This window comes from Castellaniella sp., from assembly GCF_034674885.1.
Lineage (GTDB): Bacteria > Pseudomonadota > Gammaproteobacteria > Burkholderiales > Burkholderiaceae_B > Castellaniella.
Genome location: NZ_JAUCDS010000006.1, coordinates 1 through 17403, shown reverse-complemented (window position 1 = coordinate 17403; position 17403 = coordinate 1). Strand labels below are relative to the sequence as shown.

Annotated in this window: 21 protein-coding genes and 1 tRNA gene; 15 read left to right on the top strand and 7 right to left on the bottom strand. The window is 65.4% G+C overall.

Features of this window, described 5'->3' with window-relative positions:
• Positions 1-16: 16 nt before the first annotated feature.
• Complete coding sequence (locus tag VDP74_RS05485) at positions 17-949, top strand: GlxA family transcriptional regulator (RefSeq protein ID WP_322998620.1); 933 nt, start codon at positions 17-19, stop codon at positions 947-949.
• A gap of 27 nt (positions 950-976) precedes the next feature.
• Here VDP74_RS05485 and VDP74_RS05480 read toward each other — a convergent pair whose 3' ends face one another.
• A complete protein-coding gene (locus VDP74_RS05480; protein WP_322998619.1) occupies positions 977-2215 on the bottom strand; it encodes a urate hydroxylase PuuD in 1239 nt (412 codons plus the stop codon).
• Positions 2216-2263: 48 nt separating this feature from the next.
• Positions 2264-2617, bottom strand: a complete 354-nt coding sequence (uraH, locus tag VDP74_RS05475) for a hydroxyisourate hydrolase (RefSeq protein ID WP_322998618.1) — start codon at positions 2615-2617, stop codon at positions 2264-2266.
• A 266-nt stretch (positions 2618-2883) separates the two neighbouring features.
• Between uraH and VDP74_RS05470 the strand changes: the two genes are divergently transcribed.
• From VDP74_RS05470 to yghU, 6 genes are all read left to right on the top strand, one after another.
• Positions 2884-3642 (top strand): GntR family transcriptional regulator, encoded by a 759-nt coding sequence (locus tag VDP74_RS05470; protein WP_322998617.1) that lies wholly within the window; start codon positions 2884-2886, stop codon positions 3640-3642.
• A 47-nt stretch (positions 3643-3689) separates the two neighbouring features.
• On the top strand, positions 3690-4619 hold the full coding sequence (gene puuE / locus VDP74_RS05465; RefSeq protein WP_322998616.1) for an allantoinase PuuE: 930 nt from the start codon (positions 3690-3692) through the stop codon (positions 4617-4619).
• 129 nt (positions 4620-4748) lie between these two features.
• Complete coding sequence (gene alc / locus VDP74_RS05460) at positions 4749-5756, top strand: allantoicase (protein ID WP_416232941.1); 1008 nt, start codon at positions 4749-4751, stop codon at positions 5754-5756.
• A 64-nt stretch (positions 5757-5820) separates the two neighbouring features.
• Positions 5821-7074 (top strand): M20/M25/M40 family metallo-hydrolase, encoded by a 1254-nt coding sequence (locus VDP74_RS05455; protein ID WP_322998614.1) that lies wholly within the window; start codon positions 5821-5823, stop codon positions 7072-7074.
• Between the two features lie 84 nt (positions 7075-7158).
• Entirely contained in the window at positions 7159-7377 is a 219-nt protein-coding gene (locus VDP74_RS05450) for a SlyX family protein (RefSeq protein ID WP_322998613.1), read from the top strand.
• 93 nt (positions 7378-7470) lie between these two features.
• Complete coding sequence (yghU, locus tag VDP74_RS05445) at positions 7471-8319, top strand: glutathione-dependent disulfide-bond oxidoreductase (RefSeq protein ID WP_322998612.1); 849 nt, start codon at positions 7471-7473, stop codon at positions 8317-8319.
• Positions 8320-8359: 40 nt separating this feature from the next.
• Here the strand turns inward: yghU and VDP74_RS05440 are convergent, their stop codons facing one another.
• On the bottom strand, positions 8360-9586 hold the full coding sequence (locus VDP74_RS05440) for an MFS transporter (RefSeq protein WP_322998611.1): 1227 nt from the start codon (positions 9584-9586) through the stop codon (positions 8360-8362).
• Positions 9587-9644: 58 nt separating this feature from the next.
• On the opposite strand from VDP74_RS05440, the gene VDP74_RS05435 reads away from it, so the two are divergent.
• The 4 genes from VDP74_RS05435 (at position 9645) to VDP74_RS05420 (ending at position 12914) form a co-directional block, all read left to right on the top strand.
• The gene (locus tag VDP74_RS05435; protein ID WP_322998610.1) at positions 9645-10544 is read left to right on the top strand and encodes a carbohydrate kinase family protein; all 900 of its coding nucleotides are present in this window, start codon (positions 9645-9647) and stop codon (positions 10542-10544) included.
• 98 nt (positions 10545-10642) lie between these two features.
• Positions 10643-11584, top strand: a complete 942-nt coding sequence (locus VDP74_RS05430; protein ID WP_322998609.1) for a sulfurtransferase — start codon at positions 10643-10645, stop codon at positions 11582-11584.
• 18 nt (positions 11585-11602) lie between these two features.
• Positions 11603-12682 (top strand): YeeE/YedE thiosulfate transporter family protein, encoded by a 1080-nt coding sequence (locus tag VDP74_RS05425; protein WP_322998708.1) that lies wholly within the window; start codon positions 11603-11605, stop codon positions 12680-12682.
• Positions 12683-12749: 67 nt separating this feature from the next.
• On the top strand, positions 12750-12914 hold the full coding sequence (locus VDP74_RS05420; protein WP_322998718.1) for a hypothetical protein: 165 nt from the start codon (positions 12750-12752) through the stop codon (positions 12912-12914).
• Positions 12915-12940: 26 nt separating this feature from the next.
• On the opposite strand, the gene VDP74_RS05415 is transcribed toward VDP74_RS05420, so the two are convergent.
• Complete coding sequence (locus tag VDP74_RS05415) at positions 12941-13804, bottom strand: MBL fold metallo-hydrolase (protein WP_322998608.1); 864 nt, start codon at positions 13802-13804, stop codon at positions 12941-12943.
• A 139-nt stretch (positions 13805-13943) separates the two neighbouring features.
• On the opposite strand from VDP74_RS05415, the gene VDP74_RS05410 reads away from it, so the two are divergent.
• The 3 genes from VDP74_RS05410 to VDP74_RS05400 are packed head-to-tail and all read left to right on the top strand — an operon-like array spanning position 13944 to position 15124.
• Positions 13944-14273 carry a metalloregulator ArsR/SmtB family transcription factor gene (locus VDP74_RS05410; RefSeq protein ID WP_322998607.1) on the top strand — a complete coding sequence of 110 codons (330 nt, stop codon included), beginning with the start codon at positions 13944-13946 and terminating at the stop codon, positions 14271-14273.
• Positions 14267-14695: a YeeE/YedE family protein gene (locus VDP74_RS05405; RefSeq protein WP_322998707.1), complete on the top strand. Its 429-nt coding sequence runs from the start codon at positions 14267-14269 to the stop codon at positions 14693-14695. The genes VDP74_RS05410 and VDP74_RS05405 overlap by 7 nt, the downstream gene beginning before the upstream one ends.
• A gap of 12 nt (positions 14696-14707) precedes the next feature.
• Positions 14708-15124 (top strand): DUF6691 family protein, encoded by a 417-nt coding sequence (locus tag VDP74_RS05400; RefSeq protein ID WP_322998606.1) that lies wholly within the window; start codon positions 14708-14710, stop codon positions 15122-15124.
• A gap of 149 nt (positions 15125-15273) precedes the next feature.
• Here the strand turns inward: VDP74_RS05400 and VDP74_RS05395 are convergent.
• A tRNA-Thr gene (locus VDP74_RS05395) sits at positions 15274-15349 on the bottom strand.
• A 98-nt stretch (positions 15350-15447) separates the two neighbouring features.
• Between VDP74_RS05395 and VDP74_RS05390 the strand changes: the two genes are divergently transcribed.
• Positions 15448-15816, top strand: a complete 369-nt coding sequence (locus tag VDP74_RS05390; protein ID WP_322998605.1) for an MAPEG family protein — start codon at positions 15448-15450, stop codon at positions 15814-15816.
• 15 nt (positions 15817-15831) lie between these two features.
• On the opposite strand, the gene VDP74_RS05385 is transcribed toward VDP74_RS05390, so the two are convergent.
• Together VDP74_RS05385 and VDP74_RS05380 are read right to left on the bottom strand one after the other, a co-directional pair.
• A complete protein-coding gene (locus VDP74_RS05385; protein WP_322998604.1) occupies positions 15832-16950 on the bottom strand; it encodes an AI-2E family transporter in 1119 nt (372 codons plus the stop codon).
• Between the two features lie 22 nt (positions 16951-16972).
• A partial coding sequence (locus VDP74_RS05380) for a DUF3422 family protein (RefSeq protein WP_322998603.1) occupies positions 16973-17403 on the bottom strand: 431 nt, incomplete at its 5' end.

The following is a 17403-nucleotide window of genomic DNA, read 5'->3' as shown; positions in this document are numbered from 1 at the left end:
CAATTAAATTCAGCCAATGCGCATTGCCATCATCGCTTACGAGGCCATCAGCCCCTTCATGCTCTCGACACCGATTGCGGTCTTCGGGGAACCCTTTGCCGACGGCGACCATCGCGTGGAGGTCTGCGCCGATCGGCCCGACGTTGCGACCCAGGGCGGCCTGATGGTCCGGATTCCGAACGGGCTGGATGCGGCCTCGGCCGCCGACCTGCTGATCCTGCCAGGTTGGCGCGATGCGGACGAACTGGTGCCCGACCCTATCGTGCAAGTCATCCGCGCTGCTGTCGAGCGCGGTGCCCTGGTCGCCGGTCTGTGCCTGGGCGCCTTTGGCCTGGCTCAGGCCGGTGTGCTGGACGATCGTCGGGCGACGACGCATTGGGCGTGCGTGCCGGCCTTTGCGCAGCGCTTCCCCCGCGTGCAGGTCGATCCCGGCGCGATCTTCGTGGACGGAGGCCCGGTCGTCACGTCGGCCGGCATGGCGGCCGGCCTGGACTGCTGCCTGCATCTGCTGGCGCGGATTTCCGGCCAGGCCGAGGCCAATCGCGTTGCTCGCCGCATGGTGGTGGCCCCACAGCGTGGCGGCGGCCATCCGCAGCTGATCGAACGCCCGACGCCGGCTACATTGACCGAGCATCGAGTGGCGGATCTGCTGGATCGGCTGCGGGTGGATCCGGTCGGTGTGCCACCGTTCGAGGTGCTGGCCAGGCAGGCGGGGACCAGTCCCCGCAGCCTGGGCCGCCACATCCGTGCGCGCACTGGAGACAATCTGGGCGGCTGGCTGCGGCGCTCGCGGCTCATGCGGGCGCAGGCGCTGCTGGCCGAGGGCAATCCCATCGAACTGACGGCGACCCAGAGCGGCTTTCCCGACGGGCAGGCGCTGCGGGCGGCCTTTCGGCGCGAACTGGGCATGACCCCGCGCCAGTGGATGATGCGCCAGCGCATCGGGTAGCTGTGCCATCCGATGCGCGGCGCTGTCTTACTGCCCGTTCCAGGCGGCGATGACCGCGCGTTCCTCGTCGGTCATCTTGGTCAGGTTGGCCAGCGGCATGTAGCGGTTGCCCACTACCTGCTTGATCTGCGCGGCGTGCTGCAGGGTTTCGGCCGTGGTGTCCAGCATGATGCCGGCCGGGGCGGCGGCAAAGCCGGGCTGGGTGGGCTTGGCCGAATGGCATTCCACACAGCGGGCGGCGATGATGCCGTGGACCTGTTCCACCGTGACCGCCGACGCGGCCGCAGAAGCGCTGCCGGCTTGGCTGACGGCCGGCGCGGCAGCCGGGGCGGTGGCTGGTGCCGGCGCGGCGATCCAGCCGATCAGGGCCAGCATGATGATGCCGGCCGCCGGATAGCGCAGGTCGTTCTTGCCGGTGTGGCGCAGCACGAAATACTGGCGGATCACGGCCCCGGCGAAGATGAACAGCGACATGATGACCCAGGCGTATTCATTCGAGTAGGTGAATGAATAGTGGTTGCTGAGCATCAGGAAGATCACCGGCAGCGTGAAATAAGTGTTGTGCACCGAACGCTGCTTGCCCCAGGCGCCGTCCAGCGGATTGGGTTTTTCGCCGGCCTTCAGGGCCTTGACCATCCGGCGCTGGCCGGGAATGATCCAGAAGAACACGCTGGCCGACATGCAGGTGGCCATCAGGGCGCCGGTGATCAGGAAGGCTGCGCGGCCCGGGAAGATCTGGGTCGTCAGCCAGGCCACGACCACCATCATGACCCCCACGGCGACACTCAACCAGCCATCGTGGTTCACGGTCGGGCTGATGATGCGGCACAGGCGCGAATACACGTTGTAGCCCACCACCAGGAACAGCACGGCCAGGATGCCGGCTTCGGTGCCGTTCATGTTGCGGGCCCATTCCCAGGGGCTGGCCGGGTTGACCAGGTAGATGTCGGCCCGCAGCAGATACAGCAGCATGAACAGGCCAAAGCCCGACAGCCAGGTGGTGTAGGCCTTCCAGAACGACCAGTGCAGATCGGCGGGCAGCTCGGCCGGGTTGGTCAGGTATTTCTGGTTATGGTAGAAGCCGCCGCCGTGCACGGCCCACATTTCGCCGTAGACGCCCAGTTTCTTGCTGTGTTCGCCCTTGGGCGCATGCAGGCTGAGGTCCAGCATGACGAAATAGATCGATTCGCCGATCCAGGCAATGGCGGCGATGACGTGCAGCCAGCGCAGCAGCAGGTTGCCGTATTCCAGGAAAAAGCCTTCCATGGCTAGGTCTCCTCTTGTTTTATTCGGTAGATTCGGGACAAGGGCGGCTTAGCTGCCGCGATACGTGGACCAGGTCCAGGGCGTCACGACCAGCGGCACGTGATAGTTCTGGTCCGGGTGGGCGATGCCGAAACGCAGCACCACCACGTCCACGAAACGCGGTTCGGGCAGATCCACGCCCTTGGCCGCGAAGTAGTCCCCCGCATGGAAGGTCAGCTCGTAGGTGCCTTTGACCAGGGCATCGCCGCTGAGCAAAGGCGCGTCACAGCGGCCATCGTGATTGGTGGCCGTCCGTGTGAGCAGGGTGCGGGTATCGCCGTCCAGGCGATAGAGTTCCAGGGCGACGCCCTGAGCCGGCACACCGTGTACGGTGTCCAGGACATGGGTGGAAAGTTTTCCCATGAGATTGATCCCCGGTCAGTATCCTGCCAGTAAGGCCCCCGGTATGGCCGTCCCGATACCCGGTATCGGTTCGCGAGGCGATCGCGTGGGAACGGAGCGCCTCGGGGCAGGATGGTTTGCGTCGGCGCCGGCAGGGGGGTGTGGAGAAGGTCCGGCCAGGCGTCCGACATATTGTCAACAATTTGTGTTGACGATTCTCGCGTGATCCCCAATAATTGTCAACAATTTTTGTTGATGATGTTTCGGCCTTCGGGTCGTGCGTACCGATGCTCCAGTTGAAAACTCCGCGTGGCGTTTCGCCGGAATTGAAGGCCCCCCGGGCCTCTTCCCTGCGCAATCCCAAGACCGCCAGCAATCCGTCCGAAGTCGATCGCGTCTACGGCGAGATTTTCGATGCCGCGATGGACCGCCGCCTGCTGCCTGGCGCCAAGCTGACCGAGGCGGCGCTGTGTTCGATCTTCGACTGCTCGCGCAGCACCGTGCGGGCCGCCCTGGCGCAGCTTGCCTATGACAAGGTCGTGCTGATCGAGCCCAATCGCGGTGCACGGGTCTGGCAGGCCACGCCCAAGGAAGTGCGCGACGTCTTCGCCATGCGGCGCGCACTGGAAGGCATCACCATCGATCAATTGGTCGTCCTGGATGACATCGATCAGCGCCTGGCGCCGCTGGACGACATGGTGGACCGCGAACAGCGGGCCTACGAACAAGGCGACCGGATCAGCTGGATTCGCCTGTCCAATGCCTTTCACGTCGAACTGGCCCGTTTGCTGGACAACCAGGTGCTGACGGACATGCTGTCGGGCCTGTGCGCCCGCACGACGCTGATCATCGCCCTGGGCGGCAGCCCCGAAGGCAGCGCCTGCTCCTACGTCGAGCACCGCGACATCCTGAACCGCATCCGGCAACGCGATCCGCAGGGCGCGCGGGCGGCCATGGATCACCATTTGCAGGATTGCGAACAGCGGATGGATGCGCCGTCGCAAGCCGGCGCCGACCCCTGGTCGGCTTTCAGTGTGCGGCGCTGACACCCAAGGGCGATCGCAGCCGATATTCATTCATCAGGAGACTCTTCATGACAGACACCCGTTATCCGCGCGACCTGATCGGCTATGGCCGCACGCCGCCGCAGGCCAACTGGCCCGGCCAGGCCCGCGTGGCCGTGCAGTTCGTCATGAACTACGAAGAGGGTGGCGAGAACTGCGTGCTCAACGGGGATGCCGGATCCGAGCAGTTCCTGTCGGAAATCATCGGCGCGGCAGCCTATCCGGCTCGCCACCTGTCGATGGAATCGATTTATGAGTACGGATCACGGGCTGGCGTCTGGCGCATCCTGCGGGAATTCGAACGTCGCGGCCTGCCGCTGACCGTGTTTGGCGTGGGCATGGCGCTGGAGCGCCACCCGGAAGCCGCGCGCGCCTTCGTCGAACTGGGCCACGAGGTCGCTTGCCATGGCTATCGCTGGATCCACTACCAGGACGTGCCCGAATCGGTCGAGCGCGAACATTTCCAGCGCTGCGTGGAGATCGTCACCCGCCTGCTGGGCCGCCACCCCGATGGCTGGTACACCGGCCGTGACAGCCCCAACACCCTGCGCATCGTCGCTGAAGAAGGCAAATTCCTGTATGACGCCGATTACTACGGCGACGACCTGCCGTTCTGGACCGAAGTGGATCTGGGCAACGGCAAGACGCACCCTCAGTTGATCGTGCCCTATACCCTGGACACCAACGACATGCGCTTCGCCTCGCCGCAGGGCTTCAATACCGGCGATCATTTCTTCCACTACCTGCGCGATGCCTTCGATGTGCTGTACGCCGAAGGCGAGACCGCGCCCAAGATGATGTCCGTCGGCCTGCATTGCCGCCTGACGGGCCGCCCGGCACGCTTTGCCGGTCTGCAGCGTTTCCTGGACCACATCCAGAAACACGATCGGGTGTGGATTGCCACCCGTGCCGACATCGCCCGTCACTGGGTCAAGGAACACCCCTTCAAGGCGGCCTGAGGCCGCCGCCGTGCCGGCGGGGACAATCCCCCCGGCGTCCTGCCATGCGGGCTGCGGCCCGCATGGGTTCATTCTGAATATCTGGAGCGTATAACCATGGCTTCTTCCAATCTGCCCGTCGGTACCGTGATCGACGCCCCTGCCGTCGATCTGCCGGCGTTTGCCACCCGTCACCCGAACCTGGCCAGCGAAAAACTGGGTGCGAAGGTCGTGTCCTGCACGGATGAATTCTTCGCCGGCGCCTCGCGCATGCTGCAGGATTCCGAACCGGTGTTCATCGTCGGCAAATTCGATGACCATGGCAAATGGATGGACGGTTGGGAAACCCAGCGCCGGCGCAATGGCGGCAACGACACCGCCATCGTCAAACTGGGCCTGCCCGGTACGATCCGGGGCCTGGACATCAACACCAGCCATTTCACCGGCAACTTCCCGCCGGCGGCATCGGTGCAGGTGGCCTACTGTGAAGGCGAGCCTGGCGACGCCACCGAATGGGTGGAAATCGTCCCCGCCAAATCCCTGCAGGGGCATTCGCACCATTTCGTGGAAATCGCCGACGAGCGCGTCTGGACGCACCTGCGCCTGAATATCTTCCCGGACGGTGGCGTGGCGCGCCTGCGCGTGTACGGCCAGCCGGCCTGCAACTGGGATGCAAAGGACCCCGCCGCCCTGTACGAAGTGTCGGCGCTGGCCAGCGGCGGGCGTATCGTGGCCTACAACGATTCGCACTTCGGCTCGCCCATGCCGCTGCTGACCCCGGGCCGTGGCGCCAACATGGGCGACGGTTGGGAAACCCGTCGCCGCCGCGAGCCGGGCAATGACTGGGTCATCATCGAACTGGGCCATCCGGTCACGGTCGAGAAGATCGAGATCGACACCGCCCACTTCAAGGGCAACTATCCCGATCGCGTGTCGGTGCAAGGCGCCCTGGTCAAGGAATCCACGGACCAGTCGCTGGTCACGCAAGCCATGTTCTGGCCCACGGTGCTGGGCGAACAGAAAACCGAGATGGACAAGCAGCACTTCTACGAAGGCGCCGTCCTGCAGCCCGTGGGGCCGGTGTCGCACGTGCGGGTGAATATGTTCCCCGACGGCGGCATCAGCCGCGTGCGCATCTGGGGCCGCCTGGCCCGCTGATCGGGGCCGTTGGCCATTGATCGATACAGGCGCCTGCGGGCGCCTGTTTTTCAGGAGACCATGAATGACGACGAATGCATCTGCGGATCGTGCGCTGACCGCCCGCTTGCATGCCTGGGTGGATGGGCATTTCGATGAACAGGTGGCGCTGCTGCAGCGCCTGGTCGGCATCCCGACCGATACGCCGCCCGGCGATACCGCCGCGCATGCCCAAGCCGTGGCCGCTGTGCTGGAAGGCTGGGGCTGGCAGGTGGAACGCCATGCCGTGCCCGACGATGAAATGCGGGCCTATGGCATGCGCAGCATCACCAACCTGATCGCACGCCGCCAATACGCGCCGGGAGGCCCGGTGATCGCCCTGAATGCGCACGGCGACGTGGTGCCTCCAGGCGATGGCTGGACCCACGACCCCTATGGCGGCGAAGTGGTGGACGGCCGACTGTACGGCCGTGCTTCGGCCGTGTCCAAGAGCGACTTCACCACCTACCTGCATGCCGTGCGGGCGCTGGAGGACAGCGGCGCGCCCCTGAAAGGCGCGGTGGAATTGCACTTTACCTACGACGAAGAATTCGGCGGCCTGAAGGGCCCGGGCTGGCTGCTGGAACATGGCCTGAGCACCCCGGACTACGCGGTGTGCGCCAGCTTCAGCTACGCAGTGGTGACGGCCCACAATGGCTGTCTTCAGTTTGAAGTCACCGTCAATGGCAAGGCGACGCATGGGTCGGCGCCCAAGACCGGACACGATGCCCTGCAGGCCGCCAGCCGCATTCTTGCGGAGATCTACCGCCAGGCGGCGGCCCTGGACGATATCCATTCGGCCATCGAAGGCATCACGAATCCGACCATGATCGTGGGCCGCATCGAAGGCGGCACCAATACCAATGTGGTGCCGGGGCAGGTGGTGCTGAAGATGGACCGCCGCCTGATCCCGGAAGAAGATCCCGAGCAGGTCGAGGCCCAGGTGCGCCGGTTCATCCAGTCAGCGGTCGAGGGCCTGCCCGGCATCACGGTATCCGTGCGCCGCCTGTTGCTGGCGCGCGCGCTGCGCCCATTGCCGGGTCATGAGAAACTGGTCGCCAGCCTGCAACAGCATGCGCGTGCCGTGTTCGGCGAGGACATTCCCGCCGTGGGCACGCCGCTGTATGCCGATGCCCGCCTGTATGCCGAGCACGGCATTCCCACCGTCATGTACGGGGCGGGGCCGCGCACGGTGCTGGAATCGCGCGCCAAACAGGCTGACGAACATATCCTGCTCGACGACCTCAAGGGCGCCACGAAGGTGATGACGGGGCTGCTGGCGGATTTCCTGGCCGTGTGATCGTGCTTGCCGCCCCCGGACCGAGGGTGGCCCCAGGGGCGTTCGGCGCCTGTGCTGTAATAGAAGCTTGTCGGGAGTCGCTGCATGTCTGAACACACGGCGCTGGAAGCGCGCATCGTTGAACTGGAACTGAAGGCTACCTATGCCGATGATCTGCTGGATCGCCTGAACCAGGCGGTGTTTCGCCAACAGCAGCAGATCGAGGTCCTGGCCCGCGAACTATCGGCCCTGCGCCAGCAGCAGGGGCCCGAAGGGCCGTCCGGACCACGCAGCCTGCAGGACGAACGCCCGCCGCATTATTGATGACCGTTTTCGCATGCAAGCCGGCGTCAGCCGGGTTGCTGTCGTGGAAAATCGCGCCGGCGCTGCCGGCCCCCCAAGAGGAGTCCCTGCATCATGAATCAGTCGTCCGACTACGTGCCGCCCAAGGTCTGGGTCTGGGAAAAACCCAGCGGCGGGCGTTTCGCCAGCATCAATCGCCCCGTGTCGGGCGCCACGCATGAACGGGAACTGCCGGTGGGCCAACACCCCCTGCAGCTGTATTCCCAGGGCACGCCCAACGGCATCAAGGTCACGGTCATGCTGGAAGAACTGCTGGCTGCCGGCCATGCCGGCGCGCAGTACGATGCCTGGCTGATCCAGATCGGCGAAGGTGACCAGTTCGGCAGCGGTTTTGTCTCGGTGAACCCGAATTCCAAGATTCCCGCCCTGGTGGACCGCAGTGGGGCATCGCCCATCCGGGTGTTCGAATCCGGTGCGATCCTGCTGCACCTGGCGGAAAAATTCGGCGCCTTCCTGCCGGCCGATCCGGCAGGCCGGGCAGAATGCTTGTCCTGGCTGTTCTGGCAGGTGGGCAGCGCGCCTTATGTGGGCGGCGGTCTGGGACACTTCTACGCCTATGCCCCGGACAAGATCGAATACGCCATCAATCGCTTTGCGATGGAAGCCAAGCGCCAGCTCGATGTGCTGGACCAGCGGCTGGCGCAGCACGAATTCGTGGCCGGGGATGCCTATACGATTGCCGACATGGCGATCTGGCCCTGGTATGGCGGGCTGGTCCTGGGGCAGTTGTATGGCGCTGCAGAATTCCTGTCGGCCCAGGACTATCGCCATGTGCTGCGCTGGGCGCATCAGCTGGCCGAGCGCCCGGCCGTGCGTCGCGGCCGGCTGGTCAACCGCACGGCCGAGGGTTGCCTGCGCGAACGCCATGCCGCATCGGATTTCGACGGGTTGATCCCCGCCTGACGAGCCGAGCGCTTGCCGGGGTGGTTCCCGAATCCCCGGCTCAGCGGGCGGCTGCGGCCGATGGCCATCGACCGGCCCGGTAGCGGTCGATGGCCATGGAGACCATCAGAATGGCAAAGCCACCCAGTGCCAGGCCGGTTCCGACCCAGCCCGGCGAGGTCCAGCCATAGCCGCCGGCGATGGCCATGCCCCCCAGCAGCGGCCCCAGGGCATTGGCAAAGTTGAAGGCGGAATGGTTCAGCGCGGCGGCCAGACCCTGGGCATGCCGCGCGACGTCCATCAGCCGCGTCTGCAGCACCGTTCCCAGCGCTCCGCCGAAACCGATCAGGAACACGACCAGCGAAATCGACCACAGCTGACCTGCGGCCAGGGGGAACAGCGCCGTCATCGCGGCGCTCCACAGCAGCAGGCCGGCGGCCGTGGGCAGCAGGGCCTTGTCCGCCAACCAGGGAATCAGGATGTTGCCTGCGGTCAGGCCGATGCCGAATATCCCCAGCACCAGCGGCACGACGGATGGCGAAACCTGGGTGACTTCCAGCAGGATGTCGGCCAGGTAGGTGTAGACGGCAAACAGGCCGCCAAAGCCGATCGCGCCCACGGCCAGGGTCAGCCAGACCTGCAGGTGCTTCAGCGCGCCCAGTTCGCGCAACGGGCTGGCGCCGGGTTCGGGCGGGCTGTAGGGCGCCAACCGCGCCACCAGGATCATGGTCAGCAGCCCCGACAGGGCTACCAGGCCGAAGCCCCAGCGCCAGGTCAGCGCGTGGCCCAGCCAGTTGGCGAACGGCACCCCGATGATGGTGGCTACCGTCAGGCCCAGGAACATGCGGCCGACGGCCTGGTTGCGTCGGCTGTGCGGCACCAGGGACACCGCCACCAGAGACCCGATGCCGAAATAGGCGCCGTGCGGCAGGCCACTGAGAAACCGCAGCACCAGCAGCGATTCGTAGTTTGGCGCAAAGGCGCACAGGGCGTTGAACAGGGCGAACAGTCCCATCAGGCCGATCAGCAGTGTGCGCCGCGCCATGCGAGCGGCCAGCACGGTCAGCAGGGGCGCGCCCACCACTACGCCCAGGGCGTAGGCGCTGATGACATGCCCGGCTGTGGGGGCGTCGATGCCCAGGTCCTGCGCAAAATAGGGCAGCAGGCTCATGGTGGCGAATTCGGTCGTGCCGATGGCAAAAGCGCCGATGGCCAGGGCAAGGATCACCAGGCCAGGCGCCGTGGGTGGGCGCTGCGCGCGGGCGTGCTGCCGAGGGGGGTGAGGCATGGAATAATGGCGGGAATCTTTCAGTCCTGCAGTGTACTGCCTAGGGAAAACCCGCACCATGCAATTCACCACCATTGGCGCTGCCATCGTCGACATCGTCGTTTCCACCGTCCAGCCGATGCGCGGGGCCAAGCAGGACGTGGACCACATCGGCCTGTACGCCGGAGGCGGTGCAGTCAATGCCGCGCTGAACGTGGCGGCGCGAGGTGCTCGAGTGACGGTCCATGCCTGCGTGGGACGCGATCTGGAAGGCGGCCTGATCCGCGATCTGTTGCAGCGCCAGGGCATCCGCGCCGCTATCCCCGATCATCGCTTGCCCACGGGCAAGGCCGTAGTCATGGTGGACGATTCGGGCGCAGCGCGGGCCTACGCGCAGCGCGGTGCCAGCGCCTGGGTGGGCGAACAGGGTTTCCCCGGCCTGGAGCAGGCCGACGTGGTGTATGTCACCGGCCTGTCGCTGGAATCCCAGACCTGGCTGCAGGGCGCGCTGGGGGCCATGGCCTCGCGCTCGTTTCGCCTGGTCGTGACGCCGGGCGCGCGCCAGTTGTCCGACCCTGCCGCCCTGCATGGCGTCTGGGATCAGGCCGATCTGCTGTGCGTCAACGCCCGCGAGGCCGCGAAACTGATGGGGGACGACAGCTTGCAGACCGATGCACCGCCGCCCGATGTGGCGCAGGCGCTGGCCCGCCGGCTGGCGCGCCGGCCCGGGCAATCCATTCTGGTCACGCTGGGGTCGGGCGGGGCCTTGTTCTTTGACGGTGATCAGGGGCATTTCCATGCAGCCCGTCGGGTGGCGGCAAAATCCACCATCGGCGCGGGGGATGCCTTCGCCTCGGCCTTCGTGCATGCCTGGGCCGATGGCGCACCTGCTCAGACGGCGCTGGCCGCCGCGACGGACAGCGCGGCGCAGATCATCCAGGTGATCCCGGCCAATCAGGCGGGACCGCTGCGGGCTTGATTCGTTTTATATAACCACGGGTTTTATAGGTATCGCCAGCCGTCAGATCGGATCTGGGACAATGATCGCCTGATTCCTTCACTTTCACGGTTTTCATCATGAACGTCCTGTCTGCCTTTTTCGGCGGTGCGGCCCTGGCTCTGGCTGCCACGTCCAGCGCCTGGGCGGCCCAGCCGCTGCTGACGCCGGCTGAACTCAGCGGCTTGCATCAGCAGCCCGCAGTGCGCATCATCGATATCCGTCCGGCGGACGCCTACGCGGCGGGACATATTCCTGGCGCAGTGTCGGCGCCGTATGCCCAGTGGCGTGGTCCGGCGAACAATCCCGGCCAGCTGCCGCCGGTCGACCGCCTGGCGCAGCAGGTCCGGGCTCTGGGGGTGGACCAGAATGTCCACGCCGTGGTAGTGTCATCCGGGGCGGACAGCACGGATTTCGGCGCCTCTGCCCGGGTCTATTGGACATTGAAATATCTGGGCCTGAAGGAACTGTCGATCCTGAATGGCGGTGAAAAGTCCTGGGCCGATGCCGGCCTGCCGCAGGATCAGGTGGTGCCAACGGTAGCCGCCAGCGCCTTCCAGGCCCATCCCGATGACTCGATCCTGGCGACCACCGATCAGGTAGCCGCTCAGGTGGGCAACCCGCAGACCAAGCTGGTCGATGCCCGGCCGCTGGATTTCTATCTGGGCAAGGCCAAGGCGCCCACGGCTCAGGTGCCCGGCACCATCCAGGGCGCCGTCAATGTGGAAAACGGCCGCTGGTTCCAGCCCGGCACCTCGATTTTCGTGTCCGCCGACCAGGCCCGCAAGATCGCTGCGGAACTCCTGCCCGGGGAACAGGCTGCTGAAACCATTTCCTTCTGCAATACCGGCCATTGGGCGGCCACCGACTGGTTCGCCCTGTCTGAAATCGTGGGCGTGAAAAATGTCCGCCTGTATCCGGAATCCCTGGCCGAATGGTCGCAGGACGCGTCCCGCCCCATGGACAACGTCCCCGGGCGCGGCAGCCAGATCCTGGACAAGGTCAAAGGCTTGTTCGGTTAATCGGGCCGTCGCTCCATGATGAAACGTTTCCCCCTGGCGGTGGCAATCACCGCCTTTTTGATCTTCCTGGCCTGGTCGGTCGCTTTGCGCCAGGCCTTGCTGTTTCTGGTGGGCATCGGCCTGGGGGCCGTGCTGGCCGGCGCGCGCTTTGGCTTTACCACGGGCTGGCGGCGGCTGATCGAACAGCGCGACCCATCGGGCGTACTGGCGCAGTTGGTGCTGCTGGCCATCGCGGCCGCCATCTCCATTCCCTTGCTGGCGGCCTATCCGACAGACCTGGGCGCGGCCCTGGGGCCGCCCAGCATCAGCCTGATCGTGGGCGCTTTCGTGTTCGGCGCCTGCATGCAGGTGGCTGACGGCTGCGGATCGGGCACCCTGTACAAGGCCGGCCTGGGCATTCCCATGAACATGGCGATCCTGCCGCTGTTTGCCATCGGCAGTTTCCTGGGATCCGCCACGCTGGATCGATGGCTGGCGCTGGGCGCCTTGCCGCCCTACGGCCTGGTGACGCATTTCGGCGCGCCTGCCGCCTTGCTGCTGACGCTGGCGGGGCTGGCGCTGGTCGGCTGGGGCGTCATCCGCTGGACCGGGCGCACGGACGGCTGGTGGGATCGCAAGCTGCTGGTGGGCGCCGTGCTGCTGGCGGTGCTGGCGGTGTTGAACCTGGTGATTGCGGGCCAGCCCTGGGGCATCGTCTATGGCTTTGGCCTGTGGGCTGCGAAACTGGCGACGGCGGCTCATCTGTTCGATCCGACTGCCAACGCCTTCTGGAGCGAGCCCGTCAACACGGCGACACTTGCCCAATCCGTGTTCCTGGACGTGACTTCGATCACCAACATCGGCATTTTGGCCGGCGCCCTGTGGATCGCGGCGGGCAAGCCGCGTCACGCAGCAAAGACCATGACGGCCAGCCAGTGGATGGTCGGCCTGGGAGCGGGCCTGCTGCTGGGGTACAGTTCGCGGCTGGCGTTCGGCTGCAACATCGGCGCCATGGTCAGCGGCATTTCCACCGGCAGCCTGCATGGCTGGATCTGGGTGCCCATGGCGTTCATGGGGTCGTTGATCGGTGTGCGGGTGCGCCGCCGGTTTGCCTTCTGATCGGGAGACGAGACATGACAGATGCGACGCTACGGTCGGCGCTCGATGCCTCAGGGAGGGCTGCAACGTGAATCACCGATGGCTGGCCGTGACTTTCTGGGTGTTGATGGTGGCATTTTTCGCCTGGGACTGGGCGCACAGCGCGCCGGTCAACGTGCATGCCGAACCTCCGCTGATTGCACTGGGTTCGGGCGTGGCCCCCAGCGGCGGGCATTGCGCTTCGACATTCTGATCCTTGGCTGGCTCGGGCCCTGGGCTCTATTGCAATGCGTTGACGGGGATCTTCAGGTACGACACCCCGTTGTCCTCGGCGCGCGGCAGCACGCCGGCGCGGATATTGACCTGCAATGACGGCAGGATCAGGGCGGGCGCCGACAGCGTGGCGTCGCGTGCCTGGCGCAGCGCCACGAAAGCGTCTTCCGTGATGCCGTCGCGCACATGGATGTTGTGCGCCTTCTGGTCGGCCACGCTGCTTTCCCAGGCAGCGGGGCGGGTGTCGGGCGGATAATCGTGACAGGCAAACAGGCGAGTGGCATCCGGCAGCGCCAATAGCCGTTGGATCGACCGGTACAGGGCGCGCGCGTCGCCCCCCGGGAAGTCGGCGCGCGCTGTGCCCAGGTCCGGCATGAACAGGGTGTCGCCGGTGAAGACGGCGTCCTCTACCTGATAAGCCATGTCGGCCGGCGTGTGGCCGGGCACGAAGATCGCCGTGGCGGTCAGCGTGCCGATCTGGAATGTATCCCCATCGGCGAACAGATGGTCGAACTGGCTGCCGTCGGTTGGAAAGTCCGCCCCCAGGTTGTACAGAGTCTTGAACACCTGCTGCACCTGGCAGATGGAGGCGCCGATGGCGATTCGGCCGCCGGCCTGCTGGCGCAGGTAGGCGGCCGCCGATAGATGGTCGGCGTGCGCATGCGTTTCCAGTATCCATTGCACGGTCAGCCTCCGGTCGCGGATGTGCGCCAGGATGTCGTCGGCAGATGTGGTGCGGGTGCGGCCGGCCGCCGAGTCGTAGTCCAGTACGGGGTCGATGATCGCTGCCTGACGGCTGACGGAGTCGGCCAGCACGTAGCTGACGGTGCCGGTGACAGGCTCGAAAAACGGCTGGATCTGTATGGGCATGGCTGCTTCCCCTGGGTCAGGATGAAGATGGATGTCACGCAAAATGATCAGCTGCACACGGGTGAACGTCCATCAATATGTTGATTGATATTATATTTGTTGATATATTATAGTCAAGCCTGTTTTCTGGAAATGCTGAATGGCCGCGCCTGCCGATACTCTCGATCCTGACCGCTTGCGGGATGCTGCCGCCTTGGCGGTGGCGGACCTGAAAATCCTCGCCAACCCGGAACGCCTGCTGCTCCTGTGTCAGCTGTCCCAGGGGGAACGCAGCGTGGGCGAACTGGAAACGCTGCTGGGCATCCATCAGCCGACCTTGTCCCAGCAGCTGGGGGTCCTGCGCGCCGAAGGCGTCGTGGCTACCCGGCGCAGCGGCAAGCAGGTGTTCTACCGCGTGGCCAAGCCGCAATTGCTGCAGATACTGGCCACGCTCTACGCGATTTATTGTCCGACGGAAACGCAATCATGATTGACTGGAATGCCTTCACTCCCTGGTCCTCCCTGATCGGGGGGCTGATGATCGGGGCTGCTGCCGCTTCGCTCATCCTGCTCAATGGCCGCATCGCGGGGATCAGCGGGGTGCTGGGCGGCCTGTTGCGGTCGGGTGATCGTGGCTGGCGGCTGGCCTTCATCGCCGGCCTGGTGGCAGCGCCCGTGCTGGCGCGCTGGTCGGGGCACGAGGTCGCCATCCGCATCGATGCCGAGACCGGCATCCTGATTGCTGCCGGCCTGCTGGTGGGATTGGGGACCCGCTATGCCGGCGGCTGCACCTCCGGGCACGGCGTGTGCGGTCTGTCGCGTCTGTCGCCGCGCTCGTTGGTGGCCACGGTGTGTTTCATCGGCGCCGGCATGCTGACCGTGTATGCGGTCCGGCATGTCCTGGGTTTGTAAGGAGACTACATCATGTCGATCTTCACGGCATTTCTATCGGGGCTGGTCTTTGGGCTCGGCCTGCTGGTGTCCGGCATGGCCGAACCGGCGAAGGTCCTGGGGTTTCTGGATATCGCGGGGGCCTGGGATCCATCCCTGGTGCTGGTCATGGGCGGCGCGGTGGTGGCAGGCCTGGCGGCCTTCCGGCTAGCCCGCCGGCGCGCGACGACCTACCTGGGCTTGCCGCTGGCTTTGCCCACTGCTCGTCAGCTGGATCGGCGCCTGATCGTTGGCAGCCTGGTGTTCGGGATCGGCTGGGGGCTGGTGGGCTTGTGCCCCGGCCCGGCCCTGGTCGGCCTGGGGTCGGGGCAATGGCAGGCCTTCGTGTTCGTGGCCGCCATGCTGGCGGGTATGGGAATCTTTCAGTGGCTGGAGAAATCCCGGTCTTGACGGCGGCGTGATGGGGGCGGAATCCGCAGCATGCCGCGAATGGCCGGGCAGATGGATGCGCCGCTGCAGAACGCCCCCATATTGCGCGATTCGGCAACAAAAAAGCCCCGGCGATGAATCGCGTGGGGCTTGATCGTATTTGTTTTATATGGTGCCGGCTAGAGGAGTCGAACCCCCGACCTTCTCATTACGAATGAGCTGCTCTACCAACTGAGCTAAGCCGGCCACGACGATTATGGTTAATCGTCACCATCTGGCAGGGGGTGAACCCCACCAAAGCCAGCTATTATACATGGAATTTTTTCAATAAAAAGGTGCTTTCCATGGACATGATTCCCGGCCTCATGATCGCGGCCGCTGTGCTGCCCTATGTTGCGGCCGTCACAGCCAAGGCGGGCGGCAAGCGGTTCGACAACAACGACCCCCGACCCTGGCTGGCCTCCCAGCAGGGCTGGCGGGCGCGCGCCAATGCCGCACAGGCCAATCTGTTCGAGGGCCTGCCGTTCTTTTATGCGGCGGTTCTGTATGCCCTGTACGCGGGCGCGTCGGTGGATCGCCTGGCCGGCCTGATGGGCATCTGGGTCGTGCTGCGGATCCTGTACATCCTGGCTTATGCCCTTGGGCGTGGGACCGTGCGGTCCATCATCTGGGGTGCGGCGTTGATCGTGAACGTGGCGATCCTGCTGTCCTGATGTCTCGCGCCGGTCTCAGTCCGGATCCCGTGTCGCCAGGTCGGCAGTCGGCTGGGCGTCGTCTGCCCGGCGGCCGTTCTGGATCATCGCCACTGCGTCGGGAAACAGGTCCCAGCAGGACATGAACAGCGCAGCGAACAACGGCCCGATCACGAAGCCGTTCAGGCCGAACACCGACAGGCCGCCCAGGGTGGAAATCAACACCACGTAGTCGGGCAGCTTGGTGTCCTTGCCGACCAGCACGGGACGCAGCAGATTGTCGATCAGGCCGATCACCATCACCCCGAACACCGTCAGGGTGATGCCTTGCCACCAGGCGCCCGTCACCAGGAAGTACACCGCGACCGGCACCCAGATCAGCGATGCCCCCACGGCCGGCAGCAGGGACAGGAAGGCCATCAGCACCCCCCAGAACAGCGATCCCTGGATGCCCAGGAAGGCGAACATCAGGCCGCCCAGCAGGCCTTGGGTGGCGGCGATCACGATATTGCCCTTCACGGTGGCTCGCACCACCGTGGCGAATTTCTGGAAGAGCTTGTGCCGGTGGTCGTCTCGCAGGGGAATCAGGCGCTTGAGCGCCGGCACCGTGTTGGGGCCGTCGCGCAGCAGGAAGAACAGCAGATACAGCATCACGCCCAGTCCGACCACGAACTGGAAGGTGTTCTGGCCGATGTTGACGGCCTGCTTGGCCAGGAACTGGCTGGCCTGCAGAGCGCCGGCTGACAGTTTCTCGCGGATGCTGAGCAGGTCGCCCACGCCGAAGGAATCCAGCCAGCCATGCACCCAGGGGGGCAGGGCGGCCACGACCTGTTCGTAATATTGGCCCAGGTTCAACTGGCCTGTGTTGATGCGCGTGTACAGACCTGCGACTTCGTTGGCCAGGGCGCCGGCGATGAACAGCAGCGGCAGGATCACGATCAGTGTGATGCACAGCACTGTCAGGAAGGACGCCAACCCGGGGCGGTCCCCGCCCAGCAGGCGCAGCAGCCGCCGGTGCAGGGGGTTGAAGATCACGGCCAGCACGCCGCCCCAGAAGATGGCGGCGTAGAACGGCAGCAGGATGCTGATGAAGGCGACCGAGACGGCAGCCAGCAGCAACAGGAAACTGCGGAAGTGAAGGGTGTCGGTGTGCATGGATGTCGTGTGGACGGTTCGGTCAGTGCCGCCGGGCATTGCGGATGCGGTAGGCGATGGCGCCGATGATGATGGCGGCAACGGGCATGCTGGTCAGCAGGGCGGTACGCGGCGACCAGTCGACGCCCAGCGTCAGGATCCCCTGGTACAGCAGCTTGAACAGGCTGAACAGATAATAGCTGATGGCGATGATGGACAGGCCTTCCACCGCCTTCTGGATCTTGATCTGGGTGTCGGCGCGGGTGCTCAGGCTTTGCAGGATCTGGCTGTTCTGTTCTTCCATGTCGACCTGCACCCGGGCCTGCAGCAGATTGCCCAGGTGGGCCACCGCGCCGCCGATGCGCGTCAGGCGCTGATCGGTGGATTCGCAGTAGCGTACGGTGGGGCGGAACCGCTGCGCGATGAAGGTGCCCAGTTGCTGGCAGTCGCCGGTGCGGCTTTCATGCAGTTCGG

Bases quoted from the DNA above. Each gene is read 5' to 3' on its own strand.
- VDP74_RS05485 (WP_322998620.1), top strand. From the start codon at position 17: ATGCGCATTGCCATCATCGCTTACGAGGCCATCAGCCCCTTCATGCTC.
- VDP74_RS05480 (WP_322998619.1), bottom strand. From the start codon at position 2,215: ATGGAAGGCTTTTTCCTGGAATACGGCAACCTGCTGCTGCGCTGGCTG.
- uraH (WP_322998618.1), bottom strand. From the start codon at position 2,617: ATGGGAAAACTTTCCACCCATGTCCTGGACACCGTACACGGTGTGCCG.
- VDP74_RS05470 (WP_322998617.1), top strand. From the start codon at position 2,884: ATGCTCCAGTTGAAAACTCCGCGTGGCGTTTCGCCGGAATTGAAGGCC.
- puuE (WP_322998616.1), top strand. From the start codon at position 3,690: ATGACAGACACCCGTTATCCGCGCGACCTGATCGGCTATGGCCGCACG.
- VDP74_RS05455 (WP_322998614.1), top strand. From the start codon at position 5,821: ATGACGACGAATGCATCTGCGGATCGTGCGCTGACCGCCCGCTTGCAT.
- VDP74_RS05450 (WP_322998613.1), top strand. From the start codon at position 7,159: ATGTCTGAACACACGGCGCTGGAAGCGCGCATCGTTGAACTGGAACTG.
- yghU (WP_322998612.1), top strand. From the start codon at position 7,471: ATGAATCAGTCGTCCGACTACGTGCCGCCCAAGGTCTGGGTCTGGGAA.
- VDP74_RS05440 (WP_322998611.1), bottom strand. From the start codon at position 9,586: ATGCCTCACCCCCCTCGGCAGCACGCCCGCGCGCAGCGCCCACCCACG.
- VDP74_RS05435 (WP_322998610.1), top strand. From the start codon at position 9,645: ATGCAATTCACCACCATTGGCGCTGCCATCGTCGACATCGTCGTTTCC.
- VDP74_RS05430 (WP_322998609.1), top strand. From the start codon at position 10,643: ATGAACGTCCTGTCTGCCTTTTTCGGCGGTGCGGCCCTGGCTCTGGCT.
- VDP74_RS05425 (WP_322998708.1), top strand. From the start codon at position 11,603: ATGAAACGTTTCCCCCTGGCGGTGGCAATCACCGCCTTTTTGATCTTC.
- VDP74_RS05415 (WP_322998608.1), bottom strand. From the start codon at position 13,804: ATGCCCATACAGATCCAGCCGTTTTTCGAGCCTGTCACCGGCACCGTC.
- VDP74_RS05410 (WP_322998607.1), top strand. From the start codon at position 13,944: ATGGCCGCGCCTGCCGATACTCTCGATCCTGACCGCTTGCGGGATGCT.
- VDP74_RS05400 (WP_322998606.1), top strand. From the start codon at position 14,708: ATGTCGATCTTCACGGCATTTCTATCGGGGCTGGTCTTTGGGCTCGGC.
- VDP74_RS05390 (WP_322998605.1), top strand. From the start codon at position 15,448: ATGGACATGATTCCCGGCCTCATGATCGCGGCCGCTGTGCTGCCCTAT.
- VDP74_RS05385 (WP_322998604.1), bottom strand. From the start codon at position 16,950: ATGCACACCGACACCCTTCACTTCCGCAGTTTCCTGTTGCTGCTGGCT.